20 protein-coding genes are annotated in these 19,966 nt (G+C 65.5%); 7 read left to right on the top strand and 13 right to left on the bottom strand.

The genetic code is table 11. The annotated features are described in order from the left end of the window. From BRAS3843_RS41675 to BRAS3843_RS24165, 4 genes are all read right to left on the bottom strand, one after another. Nucleotides 1-435: hypothetical protein (locus tag BRAS3843_RS41675; protein ID WP_035982592.1), on the bottom strand; the 435-nt coding region annotated here is incomplete at its 3' end. 20 nt (nucleotides 436-455) lie between these two features. Continuing rightward, nucleotides 456-1,805 carry a TolC family outer membrane protein gene (locus tag BRAS3843_RS24175; RefSeq protein WP_050886509.1) on the bottom strand — a complete coding sequence of 450 codons (1,350 nt, stop codon included), beginning with the start codon at nucleotides 1,803-1,805 and terminating at the stop codon, nucleotides 456-458. 335 nt (nucleotides 1,806-2,140) lie between these two features. Continuing rightward, nucleotides 2,141-2,920, bottom strand: coding sequence for an enoyl-CoA hydratase (locus tag BRAS3843_RS24170; protein WP_008971707.1), 780 nt, complete (start codon nucleotides 2,918-2,920; stop codon nucleotides 2,141-2,143). 107 nt (nucleotides 2,921-3,027) lie between these two features. Further along, nucleotides 3,028-3,444 carry a hypothetical protein gene (locus BRAS3843_RS24165; RefSeq protein WP_008971706.1) on the bottom strand — a complete coding sequence of 139 codons (417 nt, stop codon included), beginning with the start codon at nucleotides 3,442-3,444 and terminating at the stop codon, nucleotides 3,028-3,030. Nucleotides 3,445-3,856: 412 nt separating this feature from the next. Between BRAS3843_RS24165 and BRAS3843_RS24160 the strand changes: the two genes are divergently transcribed. Beyond that, nucleotides 3,857-4,423 (top strand): sigma-70 family RNA polymerase sigma factor, encoded by a 567-nt coding sequence (locus tag BRAS3843_RS24160; protein ID WP_085967008.1) that lies wholly within the window; start codon nucleotides 3,857-3,859, stop codon nucleotides 4,421-4,423. A 2-nt stretch (nucleotides 4,424-4,425) separates the two neighbouring features. Next, nucleotides 4,426-5,064, top strand: coding sequence for a DUF1109 domain-containing protein (locus BRAS3843_RS24155; protein WP_008971703.1), 639 nt, complete (start codon nucleotides 4,426-4,428; stop codon nucleotides 5,062-5,064). On the opposite strand, the gene BRAS3843_RS24150 is transcribed toward BRAS3843_RS24155, so the two are convergent. Beyond that, nucleotides 5,058-6,182 carry a DUF2336 domain-containing protein gene (locus BRAS3843_RS24150; RefSeq protein ID WP_035982600.1) on the bottom strand — a complete coding sequence of 375 codons (1,125 nt, stop codon included), beginning with the start codon at nucleotides 6,180-6,182 and terminating at the stop codon, nucleotides 5,058-5,060. The genes BRAS3843_RS24155 and BRAS3843_RS24150 overlap by 7 nt on opposite strands. A gap of 511 nt (nucleotides 6,183-6,693) precedes the next feature. Between BRAS3843_RS24150 and BRAS3843_RS24145 the strand changes: the two genes are divergently transcribed. From BRAS3843_RS24145 to BRAS3843_RS24130, 4 genes are all read left to right on the top strand, one after another. Next, entirely contained in the window at nucleotides 6,694-7,263 is a 570-nt protein-coding gene (locus BRAS3843_RS24145) for a sigma-70 family RNA polymerase sigma factor (protein ID WP_008971701.1), read from the top strand. Next, on the top strand, nucleotides 7,260-7,976 hold the full coding sequence (locus BRAS3843_RS24140) for a hypothetical protein (protein ID WP_035982590.1): 717 nt from the start codon (nucleotides 7,260-7,262) through the stop codon (nucleotides 7,974-7,976). The genes BRAS3843_RS24145 and BRAS3843_RS24140 overlap by 4 nt, the downstream gene beginning before the upstream one ends. 102 nt (nucleotides 7,977-8,078) lie before the next feature. Next, nucleotides 8,079-9,770, top strand: coding sequence for a S8 family serine peptidase (locus tag BRAS3843_RS24135; protein ID WP_244425456.1), 1,692 nt, complete (start codon nucleotides 8,079-8,081; stop codon nucleotides 9,768-9,770). A gap of 368 nt (nucleotides 9,771-10,138) precedes the next feature. Next, complete coding sequence (locus BRAS3843_RS24130; protein ID WP_035982588.1) at nucleotides 10,139-10,666, top strand: TIGR03809 family protein; 528 nt, start codon at nucleotides 10,139-10,141, stop codon at nucleotides 10,664-10,666. Between the two features lie 5 nt (nucleotides 10,667-10,671). On the opposite strand, the gene BRAS3843_RS24125 is transcribed toward BRAS3843_RS24130, so the two are convergent. Beyond that, a complete protein-coding gene (locus BRAS3843_RS24125; protein WP_008971696.1) occupies nucleotides 10,672-12,045 on the bottom strand; it encodes a TIGR03808 family TAT-translocated repetitive protein in 1,374 nt (457 codons plus the stop codon). A gap of 194 nt (nucleotides 12,046-12,239) precedes the next feature. On the opposite strand from BRAS3843_RS24125, the gene BRAS3843_RS24120 reads away from it, so the two are divergent. Then, nucleotides 12,240-12,524 (top strand): GlsB/YeaQ/YmgE family stress response membrane protein, encoded by a 285-nt coding sequence (locus BRAS3843_RS24120; RefSeq protein ID WP_008971695.1) that lies wholly within the window; start codon nucleotides 12,240-12,242, stop codon nucleotides 12,522-12,524. Between the two features lie 115 nt (nucleotides 12,525-12,639). On the opposite strand, the gene BRAS3843_RS24115 is transcribed toward BRAS3843_RS24120, so the two are convergent. The 7 genes from BRAS3843_RS24115 to BRAS3843_RS24090 all read right to left on the bottom strand — a co-directional run bounded on the left by BRAS3843_RS24115 (nucleotide 12,640) and on the right by BRAS3843_RS24090 (nucleotide 19,894). Continuing rightward, the gene (locus BRAS3843_RS24115; protein ID WP_008971694.1) at nucleotides 12,640-13,308 is read right to left on the bottom strand and encodes a pyroglutamyl-peptidase I; all 669 of its coding nucleotides are present in this window, start codon (nucleotides 13,306-13,308) and stop codon (nucleotides 12,640-12,642) included. Further along, complete coding sequence (gene meaB, locus BRAS3843_RS24110; protein WP_008971693.1) at nucleotides 13,305-14,300, bottom strand: methylmalonyl Co-A mutase-associated GTPase MeaB; 996 nt, start codon at nucleotides 14,298-14,300, stop codon at nucleotides 13,305-13,307. Before meaB ends, BRAS3843_RS24115 begins: the two co-directional genes overlap by 4 nt. A gap of 32 nt (nucleotides 14,301-14,332) precedes the next feature. Next, nucleotides 14,333-15,118, bottom strand: coding sequence for a DUF3298 and DUF4163 domain-containing protein (locus tag BRAS3843_RS24105; RefSeq protein WP_008971692.1), 786 nt, complete (start codon nucleotides 15,116-15,118; stop codon nucleotides 14,333-14,335). 126 nt (nucleotides 15,119-15,244) lie between these two features. Then, nucleotides 15,245-17,401, bottom strand: coding sequence for a methylmalonyl-CoA mutase (gene scpA, locus BRAS3843_RS24100; RefSeq protein WP_008971691.1), 2,157 nt, complete (start codon nucleotides 17,399-17,401; stop codon nucleotides 15,245-15,247). Next, a complete protein-coding gene (locus BRAS3843_RS41670) occupies nucleotides 17,398-17,550 on the bottom strand; it encodes a hypothetical protein (RefSeq protein WP_175361152.1) in 153 nt (50 codons plus the stop codon). The genes scpA and BRAS3843_RS41670 overlap by 4 nt, the downstream gene beginning before the upstream one ends. Nucleotides 17,551-17,558: 8 nt before the next feature. Further along, nucleotides 17,559-18,023, bottom strand: a complete 465-nt coding sequence (locus tag BRAS3843_RS24095) for a GFA family protein (protein ID WP_008971690.1) — start codon at nucleotides 18,021-18,023, stop codon at nucleotides 17,559-17,561. Between the two features lie 2 nt (nucleotides 18,024-18,025). After that, nucleotides 18,026-19,894, bottom strand: a complete 1,869-nt coding sequence (locus BRAS3843_RS24090) for a methylmalonyl-CoA mutase family protein (protein WP_008971689.1) — start codon at nucleotides 19,892-19,894, stop codon at nucleotides 18,026-18,028. Between the last annotated feature and the right edge of the window lie 72 nt (nucleotides 19,895-19,966).

Below are 19,966 nucleotides of genomic sequence, written 5' to 3'. Positions count from 1 at the left end.
GCTGCGGCCCTCGCGCGTGCCGTCCTCATAGTGCGACGCCCATTCGACGAAGGACTCGGTTTCGTCGTGGCGCCAGCCGCCCGGCGCGACGGCGTCGCGGCCGAAATGCGCGGCCTCGCGCGCGCGCAGCCGCTGCAGGCGGACATCGCGCGCAGTCTGCACGAACACGACGAGATCGAAATACGGGATCAGATCGTCGCCCCAGCCGACCACCGATCCGCTCAGCAGCCAGTCGGCGCGCGGCAGAAACATCTCGGTCATCAGCCGCAGGCGGTCCGCCCGCGTGCGCTGTGTCTGGTAGGGCGGCACGGTCGGCAGCCAGAAATAATCATCGCTGTCGTGCTGCGGCAGCGCCAGGCGGTCGGCCAGCGCCCGGCCGAGCGTGGTCACGCCCGAGCCCGACGCGCCCAGCAGATGGATACGGCGGCTTTTCATGGTCGGCTCCGGAGGGCTGCTTACTGCCCGGAAGGGGTCCGCAGGCCGTGCCAGGCGTCGCGCACCTGATGGTAGTGCACTTCCGGCAGGTAGTCCGGCGTGTTCAGGTTGAGATTCTTGACATCGAGCCGGCCGGCCGCGCTGAGCAGCGTGTAGGAGGCGATCACGCGATCGCGCTGGGCGCCGATCAGCCGCGCCTTGGCCTGGATCAGATCGGCCTGCGAGTTCAGCACATCGACGGTGGTGCGCTGGCCGCCTTGCGCCTCGCGGGAGACGCCCTGCAGCGCGACGGTGGCTGCGCGCACCTCGGCTTCCGAGGCGCTGACGGCGATCTTGGCACCTTCATTGGCCACCCAGGCGCTGACCGCAGCGGTGCGCGCCTGATTGCGGACCTGATCGAGCACCAGCCGGCTTTGCGCGGCGACCTCCTTGGCCTGCCGGGTCTGAGATGCGGCCATGCCGCCGTCATAGATCGGGGCGTTGACGTTGGCCACGAGCGAGGCCTGGTCGGTGGCGCGCGTGCCGAGCGTCGGGTCCGAATCACGGCTCTTGCTGGCGCTGCCCTGCAAGGTGACCGTCGGCAGCAGGCTGCTCTCCGCGACGCTGATCGAGGTCGAGGCGACGTCGACGTCGAAGCCCGCCCCGGTGACGGCCGGATTTTCCTTGATGGCGAGCGCGATGGCATCCTCGCGGCTGCGCGGCAGCAGGCGATCGATCGGATCGGCGGCCTTCAACGTTCCCGGAGGCATGCCGATCACCTGCGCATAGGTGGCCTGGCTGATCGCGAGATTGACCTCGGCACTGTTGAGGTCAGACAGCCCGCGCTGCAGCCGCGCCTCGGCCTGCGAAGCGTCGGTCGGCGTCACATCGCCGGCATTGAGGCGCCGCTGCGTCACCGCCTGCGTCTCGCGCAGGAAGGCGACGTTGGAGCGCTGCGCTTCGACCAGCGACTGATTCGCCAGCACATTGGTGTAGGCCGTCACCGCATCGAGCAGCACGCCCTGTCCGACATTGCGCAGCGCCTCGCGGCCGGACTGCACCTGCAGCTCCGCGACGCGGACGCTGTTGGCGGTCTTGTTGCCGTTGAACAGCGTCTGCGTCACGGTCACGCCGATCTGCCATGGCTTCAGACTGGCCGATTGCACGATGTTGCCGGGCAAAAGGTCGCGCACGGCCTGCAGGCCGGCGCTGAGACTCGCGATGAGCTGCGGCCGATAGCCGGACAGTGCCTGCGGCACATTTTCGTCGGTGGCGCGCTGGCGCGCCCGCTCGGCGTTGAGCTGGGGGCTGGTCTGATAGGCTTTCGCCAGCGCGGCCGCGAGATCCTCAGCGCTCGCCGGCGTTGCCGCGCCGGCGAGCCATGCAATCATTGCGAAAGACAGGCCTCCGCAAAATACATGTCCCCGGCCGCCGCCAAGTTCTTTGGCTCGCCTCACCATCCGGACTCCGCCGCATCCCCGTTTATTGTTCCGCCTGTTTACATGTTTAGGCCGCAGCATAGCCACAGGCAAAGCGTGGGTGTGAAAAACCCCAGGTATTTCCGTGTCTTCTTGTTGCGATGGCGCCACAGACCAATTGTCGCGCCGCTGCGTCATAGCGGCGCGATTGTGTCAGGTGCGGAGGTCAGGGAGTCGTAATCAATCGAGGTGCGCAGCTACGCCAGAAAACGCGCCAAGAATCGGGCGAGGATGCATAGCGAGCACGGCTATTTGTTCTTGTTCACCGGCTTGCGCTTCTCGATGAAGGCGGCCATCCCCTCGGCGCGGTCCTCCAGCGCGAAGGTCGCGTGGAAGAGGTTGCGCTCGACATTCAAGCCTTCCGCCAGCGTGGTCTCGAGCGCGCGATTGACGGCTTCCTTGGCCATGGCGGCAGCCGGGCGCGACATCGAGGCGATTTTGTCCGCGGCCGCCATCACCTCTTCCATAAGCTTGTCGGCCGGCACCACGCGGCTGACCAGGCCGCTGCGCTCGGCCTCCTGGGCGTCCATCATTCGCCCGGTCAGGCACAGGTCCATCGCCTTGGCCTTGCCGATCGCGCGCGTCAGCCGCTGGGTGCCGCCAATGCCCGGGATGGTGCCCAGCGTGATTTCCGGCTGGCCGAACTTGGCCGTATCGGCGGCGATGATGAAGTCGCACATCATCGCGAGTTCGCAGCCGCCGCCCAGGGCATAACCCGCCACGGCCGCGATCGTCGGCTTGCGGCATTTGGCGACGCGATCGCCGCCGATCGCGGTGAAATCCTCGGAAAACATCCCGATGAAGCTCTTCGGCTGCATCTCCTTGATGTCGGCTCCGGCCGCAAACGCCTTGTCGCTGCCGGTGATCACGATGCAGCCGATCGCATCGTCGGCTTCGAGGTCCTCGACTGCCGCGGCGATTTCCCGGAACACGCCGAACGACAGGGCATTGAGCAGCTTCGGGCGGTTGAGGGTGATCACCCCGACCGCGCCCTTGCCTTCGACGATGATGTGCTCGAATACGCTCATGGTCCCACCCCGCAAAGCTTTCAGGGGCGCAATTTGCCCCCTGCCGCCATGCGCATCAAGTGGGAGGTCGCGACGAACAGCGCCTGCCGTACAGGCGCCGCGGGGCCTCAGATCATGAACATGCGGGCGGCCGAGCCCAGGGTCAGCAGGGTGCCGCACGCGATGAAGATCTTGCCGATGATGGACGCCTTGTCCCAGCCTGAGCTGTCGTCGCTGTTTGCGGCCACCGTTGCGGCCGGCGCATCCTCAGCCGGAACCGCCGCGGTGGTGGCATTGTCGGCGGTCATTGCGGCAGCATCGGTCGATTGAGCCGTAGGAGCGGCCTGTATTTCGGCCTGGGGCAGGACGGGCGCGTTGTTGCCGTCGGCTGGCGTTGCGGCCGCGGTGCTGTCCGAGGTGGTCATTGGCGCGGCGCCGACCACGCCCCACTCCGTCGCGCGCGACGGAGCCGAGCCGATGACGCTCAGGACGAACGCGGCTACCAGAATCGACGCTGAACGTGCACCACCGGCTTGGATCGTCATTCGCCTTCTCCCCGTCCCGCCAGCCCGGCGGAAGTGAGACCCTGATGCGTGTCGAGAACGGGGCGGAAAAGGGGAATCTTCTCGCCGCGCCGAGGCGAAAGCTGGGCATCCCTGCGGCTTTGCTCCGCGAAGCCAAAGTTCCGGACCTGGGCCGTGGCCCCAATCTCTCCAGCAACTTGAGACCAAGTCGGCGCTGGAACGATTGCCCCAGAGTTTCCCCAAGAGTTTCCAAACTCTGCGAAAAAGAGTGTGGCGGTGCGTGGATTTCGGAGGCGGGCGCCAGCTGCCCCGGCGCCAATTCGATGCTAAGAGCCGAACGGAGCGAGCTTGCTGGGATTGGTCATGAAGGGATTACCGTCACGCCTTTGTGATTTTTGCAGCGGCCGGTGTAACAAATTGAAAGTTCGGCCGAATGGCTGTTGTAGGTGCGCGCGTGCGCGGACGTGACGACGAGTGGACCGGCTTGATGCGGCAGGCCATCGCCGGCGACGACGAGGCCTATCATCGTCTGCTGAAAGCCGTCACGCCGGTGTTGCGGGCCGCCGCGCGGCGCGGTTTGGCGCGGGCCGGGCAGCCCGCCGATCAGTCCGAGGACATCGTGCAAGAGATTTTGCTGGCGGTGCATTTGAAGCGACATACCTGGGACGTGAACGCTCCGTTCGCGCCGTGGCTGTTTGCGATCGCGCGCAACAAGCTGATCGATACACTGCGTCGCAGGGGGCGGCGGATCTTCGTCAATGTCGATGATTTTGCCGAGACCCTGGCCGATGAGCCGCCGGCACCGACCGTCTCGGCCAGCGAGGTCGAGACGCAGCTGAAGACCTTGCCGCAGCGCCAGCGCGAGGTGTTGCAGTCGATTGCCGTCGAGGCCAGCTCGATCAAGCAGACCGCCGCAAGATTTTCGATGACCGAGGGCGCCGTCCGGGTGGCGCTGCACCGGGCGTTGACCAGCCTCACCGCCAAGCTACGGGAACAATGACGATGGAAACCGATCAGCTGATCCGGACCTTGGCCGTCGACAATGGGCAGCGTTCCCTCCCAGTGGGCATCATGCTCGCACTGGCGCTGCTTGCGGCGACGCCGCTCTCCACCGCGATGCTGCTGCTTGGGCTCGGCATCCGGCCGGACATCATGGTTGCGATGCGCAATCCGTTCTTCGACCTGAAATTCGTGGTGACCCTGGCGCTCGCAATTCCCGCCACGGTGATCAGCCTGCATCTGTCCCGGCCCGAGGCCTCGCTGCACGGCTGGGTCTGGCTGTTGCTCGCGCCCGTCCTCGTGCTGGCCGGTGCCATCATGAGTGAGATGATGCTGCCGCAGCGGCTGCCGATGCTGGCGCGGCTGGTCGGTCACAATTCGATGCTTTGCATGAGCGCAATTCCGATACTGTCGTTGCCGCTGCTGGCGGCTGCCATGCTCGGCCTGCGCCATGGCGCGCCGAGCCGCCCTGCGCTGGCGGGGGCGATCGCGGGCCTGCTCTCGGCGGGATTTGCCGCGACGCTTTATGCCGCCCATTGTACCGACGACTCGCCCCTGTTCGTGGCGACCTGGTACACGATCGCGGTCGCCGGCGTCGCCGGGCTAGGGGCGCTGATCGGCGCGAGAGTGCTGCGCTATTGAGATGAGCGTTCAGGCGGCGGCGCGCTGAGCTGCTGCACGCGATGAAAGCGCAGCACCTGCTGCGCGGTCGAGGGGCGCAGCCTCTCATAGGTCGCCTTGGAGGCGGACAGATCGAGCGGTGTGCTGCCGTTGAGTGTATCGCGCATGTTGATGAGCAGCTTGACCGTGGACCATGGCAGGCCCGCGACCTTGCCCAGAATCATCACACCTTCTGCATGCCCCTCGATCATGATCGTCTCGGCCACGTCCACCGACACGTTGGCCAGCGCCGCGACGGCGGCATTGGCCTCGTCGAACTTCTGGTGTTCGGCGAACTGCTCGATCAGCTGGCCGTCGAGCCGGCCGTCCTGGTGCAGCGAGCGGACCAGGGCATGGGCGATTTCGGTCTGGCTGGTCTGTGCGACGGGGGCTGAACGGGCCCGCCGCGCGCCGGCTTGCACCGCGTAGGAAATCTGGTTGGCCTTGTCGGGGTGGGCAGCCTCAAGCCGCTGCCGAACGGTCTCCGAGGCCTTGGTCACCAGCTTCAGATAAAGATGGCGCGGCAGGTCCGGTCGCAGCGCGAGGCCGGCCGCGAGCTCCGCGTCCTGCGCGGCCCGGTCGGCGAGGTGATCAAAACCGCCATCCGAGAACTCCGCACCCGGATTGGCGGCGGTGCTGCGGACCACCTCCTCATTGCCCCGCAACAGCAGCACGTCGGTGACCGCCCGGCTCAGCACGCGCCGAAGCGAGATCGCCAAAAGATGCGCCTGGCTCTTGGTTCGGGCAGTCTCGATCAGCAAATCGTCGGGAAGCCGTTCGGATTTGGACAGCACGGGACCGGCGACTTCGATGGCATCATCGCTGGCGAGCCTGCGCATGGTTTGGGGCGGCGCCGTGTCGATCGGCGCCAGCCGCTGGGCCAGCAGGGCTTTGGCCGAGACCTCGATATGCTCGACGAGACATTGGAAGACGTCATCGAACAGCACGATCTGTTCCTGGGAAAAATCCAGCCCGTTGTGGACGAAGAGATCGGTCACGCGCCGCAATGTCTCGACCCGCCGCGCGACCGTCCCATGCGCCAGCGTGGTTTCGAGCTCGTCGAGCAGGCTCTCGGTGTGGCGGGCCGGTTTCGTACTCATCACCAAAAGAACCTGACTCATCCTGTGAGCCGTCAAGGCTCCAATTCAAATCGAAATACAAACTGGCCTTCAGCGCCCGGGACGCTCCCGGAGACAATGCCCCTCGCGGCGCCGAGCCGATTATCTTGCCAATCATTGAACTCAGGCCGAAAACTAGGCGGCAAGCCTTTCCTTTTGGTATCCATGGAACCACAGGGCACCAACCCCCGGTTGGTTCCCGGAGCCGGTAGCACGATGCGGTCGCCGGTCGTGGGACGCCGATGCGAAAGGATGGGCCCTCCCCGGGGCTGGCTGCCGGACACCCCGTTTCGGGCGCGGAGTTTTGGGGAGAATTCACCAGACTGTGCTAAGTCCTTCCGGCTGAAGCGATCCCGCAGCCAGGCGGGCGGAAAAATGCTGTAATGTGCGGTAATTCACAGAGCCGACCGTACCTTTCCGGTAAGTTGAAGATTTTTGCGGACCCGATCGAACCGCGGGCGCCTTCCCCCCGACCAAACTTGCGAGACGGCCATTGAGCGTGACACAGGCGGCATCGGATGAAACCCTGATCGCCCGGATCGCTCAAGGCGACCGGCTCGCCATGCAGGTGCTGTATGGACGGCACCATGTCAGGGTGTACCGTTTCGGGCTCCGGCTCGTGCGGGACGAACAGGTCGCGGAGGACCTCATCAGCGAGGTGTTCCTCGATGTCTGGCGTCAGGCTGGCAAGTTCGAAGGCCGATCCGCCGTCTCGACCTGGCTCCTGGCGATCACGAGATTCAAGGCCCTTTCGGCGCTGCGCCGCCGCAAGGATGTTGAATTGGAAGACGAGGCCGCGAACGCGATCGAGGACACGTCCGACGATCCGGAAGTGGCGACACAGAAGAAGAATACCGGGGAAGCCTTGCGGAAGTGCCTGACCGGCCTTTCGTCGGACCACCGGGAGATCGTCGATCTCGTCTACTACCACGAGAAGTCCGTGGAAGAGGTGGCTGAGATCATCGGAATCCCGGAAAACACCGTCAAGACGCGCCTGTTCTATGCGCGCAAGAAATTGGCCGAACTCTTGAAAGCGGCCGGCATTGAGCGAGGCTGGCCATGATGGCTTTGAGCAGAAAAATGCTGGACCACGAGCCCAGTGACATCGAACTCCTATTGCCCTGGTACGCCGCCGGCACCTTGAATCTGCCGGACACCCGGCGCGTGGAGGAAGCGCTGGCGCGGGATCCCGAGCTTGCCAGGCAGTATGCCGTGATCCAGCAGGAATATGCGGAGACCATCGGGCTCAATGAAAGCCTCGGCGCGCCGTCGATGCGGGCCATGCAGAAGCTTTTCGCCGCGATCGAGGCCGAGCCGGCGCAAAGCCCCGCGATATCGCGCGGCTTCATTGGGCGCCTATTGGGCTTTTTCGACAGCCTGTCGCCGCGGACGCTGGCCTTGTCGGGGAGCCTTGGTGCGCTGCTCGTGCTGCTGCAGGCCGGCGTGATCGGCACGTTCCTGATGAAGGAGCAGACGGCCACCTATCAGACGGCGTCTCTGAGCCCGAACGAGAGGGCGGACGACGGCGCGCCTGTGACGCGGTCCTTGGAGCCGCAGACGGGGGTACCCGTGCATGCGTTGGTGCGCTTTGCTCCGGATGCGCGCATCTCCGACATCACGACGCTGCTGGACAGCTATCACGCCTCGATCGTCGGTGGCGCCACGGGCGGCATGTTCAAGCTGCAATTTGGCGCGATGTCCAAGGCTGATGCGGATAACCTGCTCAGCCGGCTGCAGCATGAAAAGCTCGTCAGCCTCGCGGTGGCCGCGCCGTAACCGGCATTGCGAGAACGAGCTTCGAGGTCCATGGTCCATCCCGCGCCGAAGCTGTCAGGACAAATCCGCCGCGCCATCGCCATCGTGGCCTTGCCGCTGCTCATGGGTGGATCGGCGCACGCCCAGGCCATGCTGCGCAGCCCCAGCATCAATATTCAGAGCCGGGTCCCCAGCATCAATCCGAACATCGGCGAGCGCACGCCAACGCCCCATCTGACCGGCACCATGGCGGTACGGCCGGTGCTGCCCAATGTGCGCTATTCGCCGAACCTGTCGTCCACATGCAGCGCTGCCAACCGGGACGCGGACGGCGCGTGCATCGACAAGTCGGCCTCGACGGCCGATGGCGGGAAGGGCGGCGGCAAGGGCAAGATCAGCAAGAGCGCGCAACGGCGCAGAGACAACGCCGCGCCGGCGGGGGCGGCAGATCTCAACACATTCCCCGGCGAAATCGTCGCCGAGATCGACGGCGCGCTCTCCGCCCAGCAAGCAGATGACCTCGCCCGCCGTCACCGGCTGCGGCGCCTCGACTCGAGCGAGTTTCCGCTGATCGGGGCGACGATCGGGCTGTTCCGCATCACCGATCGCCGCTCGGTCGAGGCGGCAAGCCGCGACCTGGCTGCCGACGCCAGCGTGCGCGGCGTGCAGCCGAACTATCGCTACCGGCTGCAGGATCAGAAGCCGCCTTCGGCCGAGGGAGACCCCGCGCAATACGCGCTGGCGAAATTGCGGCTGCCGGAAGCGCACAGCGTGGCCCAGGGCGCCAATGTGACCATCGCCGTGATCGACTCCGGCGTGGATCTCAGGCATCCGGAATTCATCGATGCCGCGCTTGATGCTTTCGACGCGCTCGGCAGCCAGGAAGGGCCGCACGTGCACGGCACCGGTATCGTCGGGGCGATCGTATCGCATGCGCGGCTGATGGGCAGCGCGCCGTTCGCGCGCGTCCTCGCCATCCGCGCCTTCGGCGTGAGCGCGAAAGCAGGCGGGAAGGGGCCTGAGAGCAGCTCCTACGTGATCCTGAAGGCGCTGGATTATGCTGCGATGCACGGTGCGCAGATCGTCAACATGAGCTTTGCGGGGCCTCAGGATCCGTTGATCGAGCGTGCGATTGCGGCTGTCGCGGCCAAGGACGTCGTGCTGGTGGCGGCGGCGGGCAATGCCGGGGCGAAATCGCCGCCGCTTTATCCGGCCGCCAATCCGAATGTGATCGCGGTCAGCGCGACCGACGCAAAGGATCAGCTGCTGCCGGCCTCGAACCGCGGCACCTACATCGCCATCGCCGCGCCGGGCGCGGACATCTTCCTTCCGGCGCCCGACGGCAAGTATCAGATCACGTCCGGTACGTCGTTTTCAGCCGCTTACGTCACCGGAGTTGTCGCGCTGATCTTGGAGCGCAATGCTGTGCTCAAGCCGGAAAGGGTGCGAGCCGTGCTTGCGGCGACCGCGCGCGATCTCGGGACACCCGGACGTGATGATCTGTTCGGTGCGGGCGAGGCGGATGCCTACGCCGCGGTGCAGGCCGCAGGGCCGGAGCAGCCGGCAGCCATGTCCGCCACCCCGAGCGAGCCGAAGCCTGACGATGCAACGGACTCAGTCCAGACGCGCGACTTGCGCGCGCCGCCGCCGGTCTCAGCCATGGCAACCGGCATGGCAACTGAGCCATCCCCGGGGCGGTGCTGCGGTTCGCCCGGCCCAGCAATAGGGCGCGGGCGCCCAGGCCAACGTTTTCGTGAATGGCCGAAAAATCCACCCCATCGCTTGAACGTGCATCAGATCGATGGCGACAAATAAGCGTGGGAGCGGAAATCCCTCCCCAGGGCTATATGCGGGCGCGAGCGCCCATCCACCCCTAGCGCCCATATGGCTTTGACCCGTCCGGTTGTCCCCCCGGACGGGTCTTCCGCTTTGGCGAAATAGCTTTGCTGGCCGGAAATCTGCAATTGATCGTTGTTTGTTGCGGATGCGCCGACGGCTGAGTTGTAATTTGAGAGATGTTCTAGCGCCGGCATGCTCTCGCATCGCCCGCGGGACTACGGCTGTCCCGGCAAAAATAGTGGCGTTAGCTAGACTTTTTTAACCTTCTCCACAAAATATTGCCGTCACGTTGTGTTGAGTCGTGCCGAGTAAGTCGCGTCCGTCCCTCTTTTTGCGGGCTCCTTATGACACATCGACCAGACGTGGCGTGCAGCCGCGAGCTGTCCGAACGTTGGTGCGCGCTCGCGCAGCGGCGTTTGGATCATCTCACCGAGCTGTTCGAGAGCGGCCGTTGGCGCCGCTACTACACCGAACGATCCCTTCTCGAGAACATCCGGGAAGCCAAGGCGGCTGTGAAGACCTGGCGAGCGCTGTCACTCGGCGAGAGCCCCGCTCGAGAGGCTGCCGCTCCCCGCAGGCATATCGAACCCTCCCCGGTGTCGCAGCGGCGGCTCGGGCCCGCCATCGATCCTCGCAGGCCGGTTCTCCAGCCGATCGCGGTCCCGCCGACGATCGACACCGTTTTCGCTGAATCCGATATCGTGGTCCCGGAGCAGATGGTCGCGCCCGAGCCTGCGCCGAGTGCTCCGCGGATCGACATGGCGGCGCTCGAGCAGGCCTTGAGCGTCGGGATCAAGTCCGATGTCGGTCCGCGGCTGCTCGATCTCGACGAGATCGAGCGCCGTTATCCGGCGCTGCGCCACGCGCTCTGAGAGCGTCAGCGCGCAAACGCGTTGCCAGCCACCATGAGCTGCGCATAACGCTCTGCGCCGTCCTGCGTCAGATCGCCCGTAACCGGCTTGATGTGATCGAGCCCGACCACCGCGCCTCGCGGCGCGCCTGAGATCATGTTGTTGCTGATCACAGCATGGCCCGCGCCGGGAACGACCGACACCCCGACGCCGGCGAGCGCATTGCGGATCACATTGTTCGAAATCACCACGTCGCGCAGATATTTGCCCCAGCCGGCGACGATGCCGAAAGACGGTGCGTTCTCGATCACATTGCCGGTGACGGAGGCATCCGCCTCGACATAGATGCCGATGCCGGCGTCGTCGTCGGGCGCGGTGCCGATCGGTCGCTTCGGGATCAGGTTGCGGATGATATTGCCCTGGACCACGGCGATGCGGCCGCCTTCGTTGAAATTGCAGACGGAGACGCCGAACGCCGCGCCGTCGACCGTGTTGCCGCTGATGACAGCGCCTTCGAATGCGAACTCGGAATACAGCGCGACCTCGCGCACGTCGCTGATGCTGTTGCCCGTGATCTGGATGTTCGAGGCCGAGTTGCCGCGCACGGCAGAGTAGTCGCAGTTCTTGATGCGGTTGCCGCGCACGATCACATTGCCGGCGCGAAAGGCGTTGATGGCGTTGCCGTATTGTCCGGAGCCGCCGGGCCCTGCCTTGATGTTCTCGATCCGGTTGTCGGTCACGAGCGTGCCGTCGTCACCAATGGCTGTGCGCAGGATCTCGATGCCGTTGTCGGAGGTCGCCAGGATCGTGTTCCGCGCGACGATCAGGCCGAGCGCATCGAAGGAGACGATACCTGTCACGGCGATGTCGGTGATGATGTTGCCGCTGATCTCGCCCGAGACCTGTTCGAGCCAGATCCCGCTGCCGCCGGCATTCCTGATCTCGCAATCGGTGATGCGGACGTCGCGTCCGCCGAGGACATGGAGCAGGCCGCGACGGGCGGGCAGGGGGATATTGCCGCCGTCGAGCGTCACCCCGTTCAGGCTCATCGTGTCGGCGCCTTCGCCGAGGAGCATGGACGGACTGCCGCCCGTGAAGAGCAGTTTGCTGGCACCTCTGACGCCGATCAGCTGCGTGCTGGCCGTGAGCCGCAGCATGCCCGTGCGGTAGACGCCGGGGGGCAGCGCCAAGGGCAGCTGCGCCCGCGCAGCCTCGTCGATCGCACGCTGCAACGCGCGCGTCTGATCGTCGGGGTGATTGGGCCGCACGCCATATTGCGTCGCGTCGCGGCCGAGCGTGGAAATCAAAGGCGCGGCGCGCGCAGGTTCGGCAGGCTGCGCGAATGCCCCGGCTGCACCGGCCGCTGATGCGCCCAACAGACTGCGGCGATTGACGGCCATTGTGAGCGCCTCACGCAAAAGATGATGTTCAGCCATCACTTAGGCCGAAACCCTCAATCCTGATGGTAGGTCGAGCGCGCGCCCCGGCGATTGTTACGGGTAGGGTTAAATCTTCACTCAAAGGTGCCGCCTTCGTCGGAACCAATGACAGGCGCCGACATTGTTCCGACGAATCGCTCGACGAGGAGAAGGTGATGCATCTATCCAATGAGAGCCTGCTGGTGATTCTGTTCGTCGGAATCATTGCAGGGTGGCTTGCCGGCCGCGTGATGGAAGGCGGTGGGTTCGGCTTGATCGGGGACCTGATTGTCGGTCTCCTCGGTGCGTTCATTGGCAGCTGGTTATTGCCAAGACTCGGTATTCATCTTGGTGTCGGGCTTGTGTCTGCAATCCTCAACGCTTTCATCGGCGCCGTCGTTCTCCTGCTCGTGCTTCGGTTGCTCGGTGGATGGAGGTACCGGCGCCGCGGTGCCTGGTAGACCCGGGCGCGGCAGCTCAAAGCAAGCTGAGCGATGTCCGAGCTGAGCCTCGCCCGCACGGGCGGGGCCTCTTGCTATGAAGAGGGCTAATCGGCTGGGCGATGAAATCTACGCCTCATTCCGAGCTGTGGATTCGCGTAGCTGATGCCCGCCGGGTCAGGGTCACCAGCTCCATCAGCATGGCTTCGCCGGCATCGACCAGATGCTCCAGCGTGATCCGCCCGCTGCCCTGAGAGAGAGCTGCGCCGTCGCGTGGCAGCGGGGGAATGTGGATGAAGGCGGCTAGCCGCGGACCTCCCTCGGCCTGCGTCGCCTCGATCGCGCGCCAGCTCAGGTAGTTGCACAGATAGCTGCCGGCATCGCGCGATGGGCGTGCGTCGATCCCAGTCGCGCGTGCCGCTCGCAGAAGCCGTGCCGTGTGGGGGCCGAACAGCATCGGCCCCGCGCCAGGAACGATCGACCCCTTACGCGCGACGGTGCGATCGGCATCGGGGAACGTGGTCGTGACGGCATTGCGGGCACGGGTCTCGATCCGGACATGCGCCGTGCGCCCGGCCAGCCCGAACATCAAGATGGCGTCGGGGCTGACGCGCGCGATCAGCTCGGGCAGCTCGCGATCGACGGTGCGATAGGTCACATGAAAGATGTGGCTGGTGAGTTCGACGCCGTCGAGCGCGGGCCGGCGGAGTTCCGCCAGCCGCTTCACCAGCGGCATGGTCGGATTGTACGGGGCACCGGGGAAGGGGCCGAAGCCAGTGATGAGGATGCGAAGCTTTTGGCTCATTGCAACATCTCCGCGAGCCGCTCGGCGGCGACTGCCGGTGCAACGTGCCCTTCCGCCACCTCGGCCTCCAGCTTCTTCACCCTGGCGCGAATAGCGGTATCGGTGCGCAGCTTCGCCATGATCCGTTGTTCGAGCATCGACCACATCCATTTCACCTGCTGCTCGCGCCGGCGCTGCGCGAATTCGCCCGACGCCGTCATCGCCTTGCGATGATCGAGCACCTTCTGCCACAGCCCGGCAATGCCGGCGCCGGTCAATGCCGAATAGGTCACCACCGGCGGATGCCAGTGCTCGGAGCGGGGGCTGAGCAGATGCAGCGCGCCGCGGTAATCCGCAGCGGTGACGTTGGCGCGCTTCACGTTGTCGCCGTCGGCCTTGTTGATCGCGATCATGTCGGCGAGTTCGACCAGACCCTTCTTGATGCCCTGCAGCTCGTCGCCGCCGCCGGGCAGCATCAACGCCAGAAAGAAATCCGTCATGTCGGACACCGCGGTTTCGGATTGTCCGATGCCGACGGTCTCGACCAGGATGACGTCGAAGCCGGCAGCCTCGCACAACAGCATCCCCTCGCGGGTCTTGGCCGCGACGCCGCCGAGCGTGCCGGAGGACGGGGAAGGGCGGATGAAGGCGTGGTCGGCGTGCGACAGCCGCGCCATCCGTGTCTTGTCGCCGAGGATGGAGCCCCCGGTGCGCGCCGACGACGGATCGACCGCGAGCACCGCGACCTTGTGACCTTGCTCGATCAGATACATGCCGAGCGCGTCGATCGTGGTCGACTTGCCGACGCCCGGCGAGCCGGTGATGCCGACCCGGATGCCCTGACCTGTCTGCGGCAAGACCGCCTGAACCAGCTCGCGCGCAGCAGCCTGATGATCGGCACGGCGGCTCTCGACCAAAGTAATCGCCCGCGCCAGCGCGGCGCGCTGGCCGGCGCGGAGATCGCGGGCCAAGACGGCAATATCGGGCGACAGGGCGGCTGATCGTGGGGACATGCCGTCCGTTATAGCCGATAGACGGTCATCGGCTAGTTTTCTTCCGCATCGCCTTTTGGCCGGCCGCCGCCGAAGATCCGCGTGCCTTCCGGCGTGAGATAAGGCTTGAGCGTTTCCCACGGCACGAAGGCGACGTACTCGCCTTCGGCATAGGGACCGACCGCGTAAGGCGGATAGTGGAAGGTGAGGCCGGAGCTCTTGCCGGCGTCCGTCGACGGCGCCAGTGTCACTGCGCCGATCTTCAGCAGCTTCGGCTCCAGCCCCTTGGACCAGTCGTCATTGTCGTTGCCGGCGTCCCGCTTCTTTTTCTCCGCCTTCAGCGCAGTGATCACGGCTTTCAGCATGGCCTTCATGGTCGGGCCATTGTCCGCCGTCTCAGCGAAGAACGGGCGGATGCTGATCGGTTTGTTGTCGGCCTTGTCCCAAAGGACGGTGTTGACGTCACTGTTGGGGTGGGCGCCGCGCATATCCATGTAGTCATCCCGGACCACGCTGACATAGCGATCGGCGACATTCGAACGCACTGAATATTTGCGTTCGAACGACCATTTGCCGTCGCGGAACAGCGCGGGGTCTTGCTTGTGCTCCTTGGCCGCATCGGCGGCCTGCTTGTCGATCCACTTCCGACCTTCGGCAAGGCAATAGGCGGCAAGCGCCGGATCGGACTTGATCTCGGGGGCGAGCGTCACAGCGGCCTCGATCGCCTTGGTGTTGATCGTGGCGTCGGGCTTGGGCTCGGCCTTGGGCTCGGCGGCGAGCGCGGGATGAACACAGAACAGCCCGAGGAGCAGGGCGAGGCTCAATTTGACGGGAGACATGGTGATGATCGGATCCGTTGCTTGGTGATCTGTGCGATCCCGCTCACAGCAGGTTCAATTGCCGGCATCACGCGGCTGCACCGGCCGCGCCGTGACACCAAGGGAGCTCAGCGGCTTGAACGTCGGCTACTCCGCCGCCTCGCTGTGGCCGAGGCGGGCGTTGAGCTTATGGATCAGCTCCTCGGCGGCATCGGCGATCACGGTGCCTGGCGGGAAGATCGCCTCGGCGCCGGCCTGGTAGAGCGCGTCATAATCCTGCGGCGGCACCACGCCGCCGACAATGATCATGATGTCCTCGCGCCCCTGTTTCTTCAACGCAGTCTTCAATTCCGGCACTGCGGTGAGATGGGCGGCGGCGAGCGATGATACGCCGAGGATATGAACATCGTTCTCGACCGCCTGGCGGGCTGCCTCGTCGGCGGTGGCGAACAGGGGCCCGATATCGACGTCGAAGCCGAGATCGGCGAAGGCCGAGGCGATGACCTTCTGGCCACGGTCATGGCCGTCCTGGCCGATCTTGGCGACCAGGATGCGCGGCCTGCGGCCTTCGGCCTCCTCGAACGCCTCGATCAGCACCTGCAATTTGTCGACCTTGGCAGACATGCTCGCGGCCTCCCGCTTGTAGACGCCGGTAATGGATTTGATCTCGGCGCGGTGGCGGCCGAACACTTTCTCCAGCGCGTCCGAGATTTCGCCGACGGTGGCCTTGGCGCGCGCGGCATCGATCGCGAGCGCCAAGAGATTGCCATTGCCTTCCCCGGCCGAGCGGGTCAGCGCGGCAAGCGCCGCATCGACCTCGGTCTGATTACGCTCGGATCGCAGCCGCGACAGCTTGTCGATCTGCAGCCGCCGCACGGTCGAATTGTCGACCTTGAGCACGTCGAGCGGCGGCTCGTCGGTCGGCTTGTACTTGTTGACGCCGATCACCGACTGCCGGCCGGCATCGATCCGCGCCTGCGTCTTGGCGGAGGCTTCCTCGATGCGGAGCTTCGGCACCCCGGCCTCGATCGCCTTGGCCATGCCGCCGAGCTCCTCGACCTCCTGGATGTGGCCCCAGGCCTTGGCCGCAAGATCCTGCGTGAGCCGTTCGACATAGAACGAGCCGCCCCAGGGATCGATGATGCGGGTGGTGCCGCTCTCCTGCTGCAGGAACAATTGCGTGTTGCGGGCGATGCGGGCGGAGAAATCCGTGGGCAGCGCCAAAGCTTCGTCGAGCGCATTGGTGTGCAGCGATTGGGTATGGCCCTGTGTCGCCGCCATGGCCTCGATCGCGGTTCGCACCACGTTGTTGTAGACGTCCTGCGCGGTCAGCGACCAGCCGGAGGTCTGGCTGTGGGTGCGGAGCGACAGCGAGCGCGGGTCCTTCGGATTGAACGGCTTCAGAAGCTTGGCCCAGAGCAGGCGCGCCGCGCGCAGCTTCGCGACCTCCATGAAGAAGTTCATGCCGATCGCCCAGAAGAACGACAGCCGCGGTGCGAAGCGGTCGACGTCGAGGCCGGCGGCGATGCCGGCGCGCAAATATTCGACGCCGTCGGCCAGCGTGTAGGCGAGCTCGAGGTCCTGTGTCGCGCCGGCCTCCTGCATGTGGTAGCCGGAAATGGAGATGGAATTGAACTTCGGCATCCGCTGCGAGGTGAAGGCGAAGATGTCGGAGATGATCCGCATCGAAGGCGACGGCGGATAGATGTAGGTGTTGCGCACCATGAACTCTTTCAGAATGTCGTTCTGAATGGTGCCCGACAGCTTTCCCGGCGCAACGCCTTGCTCCTCGGCGGCAACGACGTAGAGGGCGAGGACCGGCAGCACTGCGCCGTTCATGGTCATCGACACGCTCATCTGGTCGAGCGGAATGCCGGAGAACAGCGTGCGCATGTCGTAGATGGAATCGATCGCAACGCCGGCCATGCCGACGTCACCGGCGACGCGCGGATGGTCGGAATCATAGCCGCGATGGGTGGCGAGGTCGAAGGCGACCGACAGGCCCTTTTGCCCGGCCGCGAGATTGCGCCGGTAGAACGCGTTGGAATCCTCCGCCGTGGAGAAGCCGGCATATTGCCGGACCGTCCAGGGCTGGTTGACATACATCGTCGGGTAGGGGCCGCGCAGGTAGGGCGCGATGCCCGGCCAGGTGTCGAGGAAGTCGATGCCGGCGAGATCGGCCTCGCCATAGGCCGGCTTCACCAGGATGCCTTCCGGCGTGAGCCAGGGTTCGGCGGCGCCAGGGGGCACAGGGACGGCCGTGGGCGCGAAGGTGATATCGGCAAAGTTCGGTATCCGGCTCATTCCTGGACTTCCTCAAATCGCTTGTTGCGTGCGATCAGTTCCTGGACATTCTTCGTGTAGGCCGGATCGTCAAAGCCCTTGTTCTGCATCGCGTCCGAGAACAGCCGCGGCACGAATTCCAAGAACAGCTCAACAATCCTAAAGGCCAAGTGAAACATCAATCATGATCCGGGTGCTGGTGGCTCGTGATGGTCGCCATCTTCTCGGGTCCATAATTCTGCATCGTGGTCTGGCTCGGCAGGTTGGAGATTCCGACCACCCAGCCGAGTCGGGATTCCGTGCCGTATTGGCGCGTCGGGACCACGCGGTCCGGCCGGTCGAAGCTGCCGGTCATGATCTCGATGCGCGGCCCATCGATGCGCCCGAAGCCGAGCGGGGTGCCGCAGGCGGCGCAGAAGAAACGTTCGGCGATGGTCGAGGAGCGGAAGGTTCCAGGCCGACCGCGCGTCCAGGCGAAGTTCTCGCGGTCGATCTCGGCAAAGGAGGCGAACGGCGCGCCGGTCGCCTTCTGGCACATCCGGCAATGACAGATGCTGACCTTGCTCGGCGTGGTCTTGAACGCGAAGCGGACGGCGCCGCATTGGCAGCCGCCGGTCAGCAGGGGCTTGGTGTCGTCGGTCATGCTCACTCCAGATGCGTATAGGCGTCCTCGAGCGTTGTCAGCGCGTCGCAGCCGGCAAAGACGAAGCCATCGACGCCAGCCGCGCGCAGCGCCGCCTCCTGCTCCCCGGGACGGCCTGCCAGATAGATATGCCGTGCACCGGCTTCTTTCAGGGCCTTGGTGGCTGAAACAGCGGTGTCTGCGTAGACCTTGTCGGACGAGCAGAGGCAGGCCAGCGCGGCGCCGGACGCCTTGTAGGCTGCGGCCAAAGCGGCCGGGTCGGTTGATCCCTCGCCATTGATCGCAACGATGCCGCCGGCTTCGAAAAAGCTCTTGGCGAAAGTGGCGCGTGCGGTGAAGTCGGCGGCCGTGCCGAGATTGGCCAGGAATACGGACGGTCTGTTGCCTTTGCTCTTTAGCCGCGCATCGGAACGGTCGCGCAGCCGCTCGAATGGTTCGGCAAGCCGCAGAGGGGCAAGGGCTTGGAAGCTGATTTTCGGCGCAACCACAGGCGCGAGTGCGACCGGCACGGCTGCGTCAACCGCGACATCGGTTTCGTCCAGGTTGGGAAACTCGCTGGCGCCGGTCAGCACCTCGCGCCGCTTGGCAACGTTGGCGGCGCGCGCCTGACGCGTTGCGGCGACCTTGGTCTGGATCAGCCCCGACTGCAACGCGGCGAACACGCCGCCGGCCTTTTCGATCTCCTGGAATAGTGTCCAGGCGGCCTCGCACAGCTCCTTGGTGAGGGCTTCGATGCCGCCGGAGCCGGCCGCGGGATCGGCGACGCGGGCGAGATTGCTCTCTTCCACCAGGATCAGCTGCGTGTTGCGCGCCACCCGTCGCGCGAACGCATCCGGCAGGCCGAGCGCGAGGGTGTGCGGCAGCACGGTGATCGCGTTGGCGCCGCCGAGGCCAGCGGAGAACACGGCGATCGTGGCGCGCAGCATGTTCACGTAGGGGTCACGCTGCGTCAGCATGCGCCAGGCGGTTTCGGCGGCGATGAACAGGGGCTTCGGCGTCAGGCCGCAAGCCTGCTCGATCCGCGCCCACAGCAGACGCAGGGCACGGAATTTCGCTGATGTGAGGAACTGGCCGGCATCGGCGCACAGGCGGAAGGACAGCACCGCACGGGCTTCGTCGAGCGCGATGCCGCCGGCTTCCAGCGTGCGCAGATAGGCGAGCCCCAAGCTCAGCGCGAAGGCCAGCTCCTGCGCTTCCGATCCGCCGGCGTCATGGATCGGGCGACCATCTGCCAGCACCAGATGCCGCCTGAAGCCGCGGTCCATGAGGCCGCGCACCACCTTTGCAAACGGCCCCTCCATCTCGGACCACGCAGCGGCAGCGCTGCCGCGGACGGCAATGGTCGAAAGCGCCTGATAGTTGATGCGGAGATCGACCCCGGCGGGATCGACGCTCTGGGCTTCGATGAGGGATGCAAGCGCTTCGCCCGCGTTGCCGCGGCCGAGCACGGGATTGAGTGCGATCGAGATGCCGGCATCGAACATGACGCCCTGGAACAGCCGTTGTAACGTTGCTGGCTCCGCATCTGCGATGCCGAAGCCGCGCGCGCCGGGCCCGCCCTGGAATTCGATCTCGAGACCGGTGGCACCGTTCTCGAGGTCGGTCAGGATCTGGGTATTGGCCTTGGCGACGTCAGGATGATCGACCCGCTGCATGATCTGCCATGGGGCTGCCGCGGAGCGGCCGGCCAGCAGGGACGCATCCTTGGCGCGGCTGTAGATCGGCTGAATGGCCAAGCCGTCATAGGTCTTGCCGACGAGCTTTTCGTAAGGCGCGCCCTTGAGCACGCCGTCGACCAGCTTGCGCCACTGATCGTAGCCAGCCGGCGCGAACTCGGCGGCCAACCGCAGCTCCTCGGTTACGGATGTCATTCGGCTTAACTCTCCCGGGCGCCTGCTTCACGTTGGCCGCAAATTGCCACGCCGCGCTGGCCAAGCCAAACG

It is taken from the genome of Bradyrhizobium sp. STM 3843, assembly GCF_000239815.1.
Lineage (GTDB): Bacteria > Pseudomonadota > Alphaproteobacteria > Rhizobiales > Xanthobacteraceae > Bradyrhizobium.
This window is presented reverse-complemented; position numbering and strand designations above follow the sequence as displayed.

Excerpts from the sequence above, each read along its gene's own strand:
- BRAS3843_RS24165 (WP_008971706.1), bottom strand. The coding sequence starts at position 3,444 with ATGACGATCCAAGCCGGTGGTGCACGTTCAGCGTCGATTCTGGTAGCC.
- BRAS3843_RS24095 (WP_008971690.1), bottom strand. The coding sequence starts at position 18,023 with ATGACCGACGACACCAAGCCCCTGCTGACCGGCGGCTGCCAATGCGGC.
- BRAS3843_RS24090 (WP_008971689.1), bottom strand. The coding sequence starts at position 19,894 with ATGACATCCGTAACCGAGGAGCTGCGGTTGGCCGCCGAGTTCGCGCCG.
- BRAS3843_RS24130 (WP_035982588.1), top strand. The coding sequence starts at position 10,139 with ATGACACATCGACCAGACGTGGCGTGCAGCCGCGAGCTGTCCGAACGT.
- BRAS3843_RS24135 (WP_244425456.1), top strand. The coding sequence starts at position 8,079 with ATGGGTGGATCGGCGCACGCCCAGGCCATGCTGCGCAGCCCCAGCATC.
- meaB (WP_008971693.1), bottom strand. The coding sequence starts at position 14,300 with ATGTCCCCACGATCAGCCGCCCTGTCGCCCGATATTGCCGTCTTGGCC.
- BRAS3843_RS24170 (WP_008971707.1), bottom strand. The coding sequence starts at position 2,920 with ATGAGCGTATTCGAGCACATCATCGTCGAAGGCAAGGGCGCGGTCGGG.
- BRAS3843_RS24140 (WP_035982590.1), top strand. The coding sequence starts at position 7,260 with ATGATGGCTTTGAGCAGAAAAATGCTGGACCACGAGCCCAGTGACATC.
- BRAS3843_RS24115 (WP_008971694.1), bottom strand. The coding sequence starts at position 13,308 with ATGAGCCAAAAGCTTCGCATCCTCATCACTGGCTTCGGCCCCTTCCCC.
- BRAS3843_RS24120 (WP_008971695.1), top strand. The coding sequence starts at position 12,240 with ATGCATCTATCCAATGAGAGCCTGCTGGTGATTCTGTTCGTCGGAATC.
- BRAS3843_RS24150 (WP_035982600.1), bottom strand. The coding sequence starts at position 6,182 with ATGAGTACGAAACCGGCCCGCCACACCGAGAGCCTGCTCGACGAGCTC.
- scpA (WP_008971691.1), bottom strand. The coding sequence starts at position 17,401 with ATGAGCCGGATACCGAACTTTGCCGATATCACCTTCGCGCCCACGGCC.
- BRAS3843_RS24105 (WP_008971692.1), bottom strand. The coding sequence starts at position 15,118 with ATGTCTCCCGTCAAATTGAGCCTCGCCCTGCTCCTCGGGCTGTTCTGT.
- BRAS3843_RS24160 (WP_085967008.1), top strand. The coding sequence starts at position 3,857 with ATGGCTGTTGTAGGTGCGCGCGTGCGCGGACGTGACGACGAGTGGACC.
- BRAS3843_RS24175 (WP_050886509.1), bottom strand. The coding sequence starts at position 1,805 with ATGATTGCATGGCTCGCCGGCGCGGCAACGCCGGCGAGCGCTGAGGAT.
- BRAS3843_RS24125 (WP_008971696.1), bottom strand. The coding sequence starts at position 12,045 with ATGGCCGTCAATCGCCGCAGTCTGTTGGGCGCATCAGCGGCCGGTGCA.
- BRAS3843_RS24155 (WP_008971703.1), top strand. The coding sequence starts at position 4,426 with ATGGAAACCGATCAGCTGATCCGGACCTTGGCCGTCGACAATGGGCAG.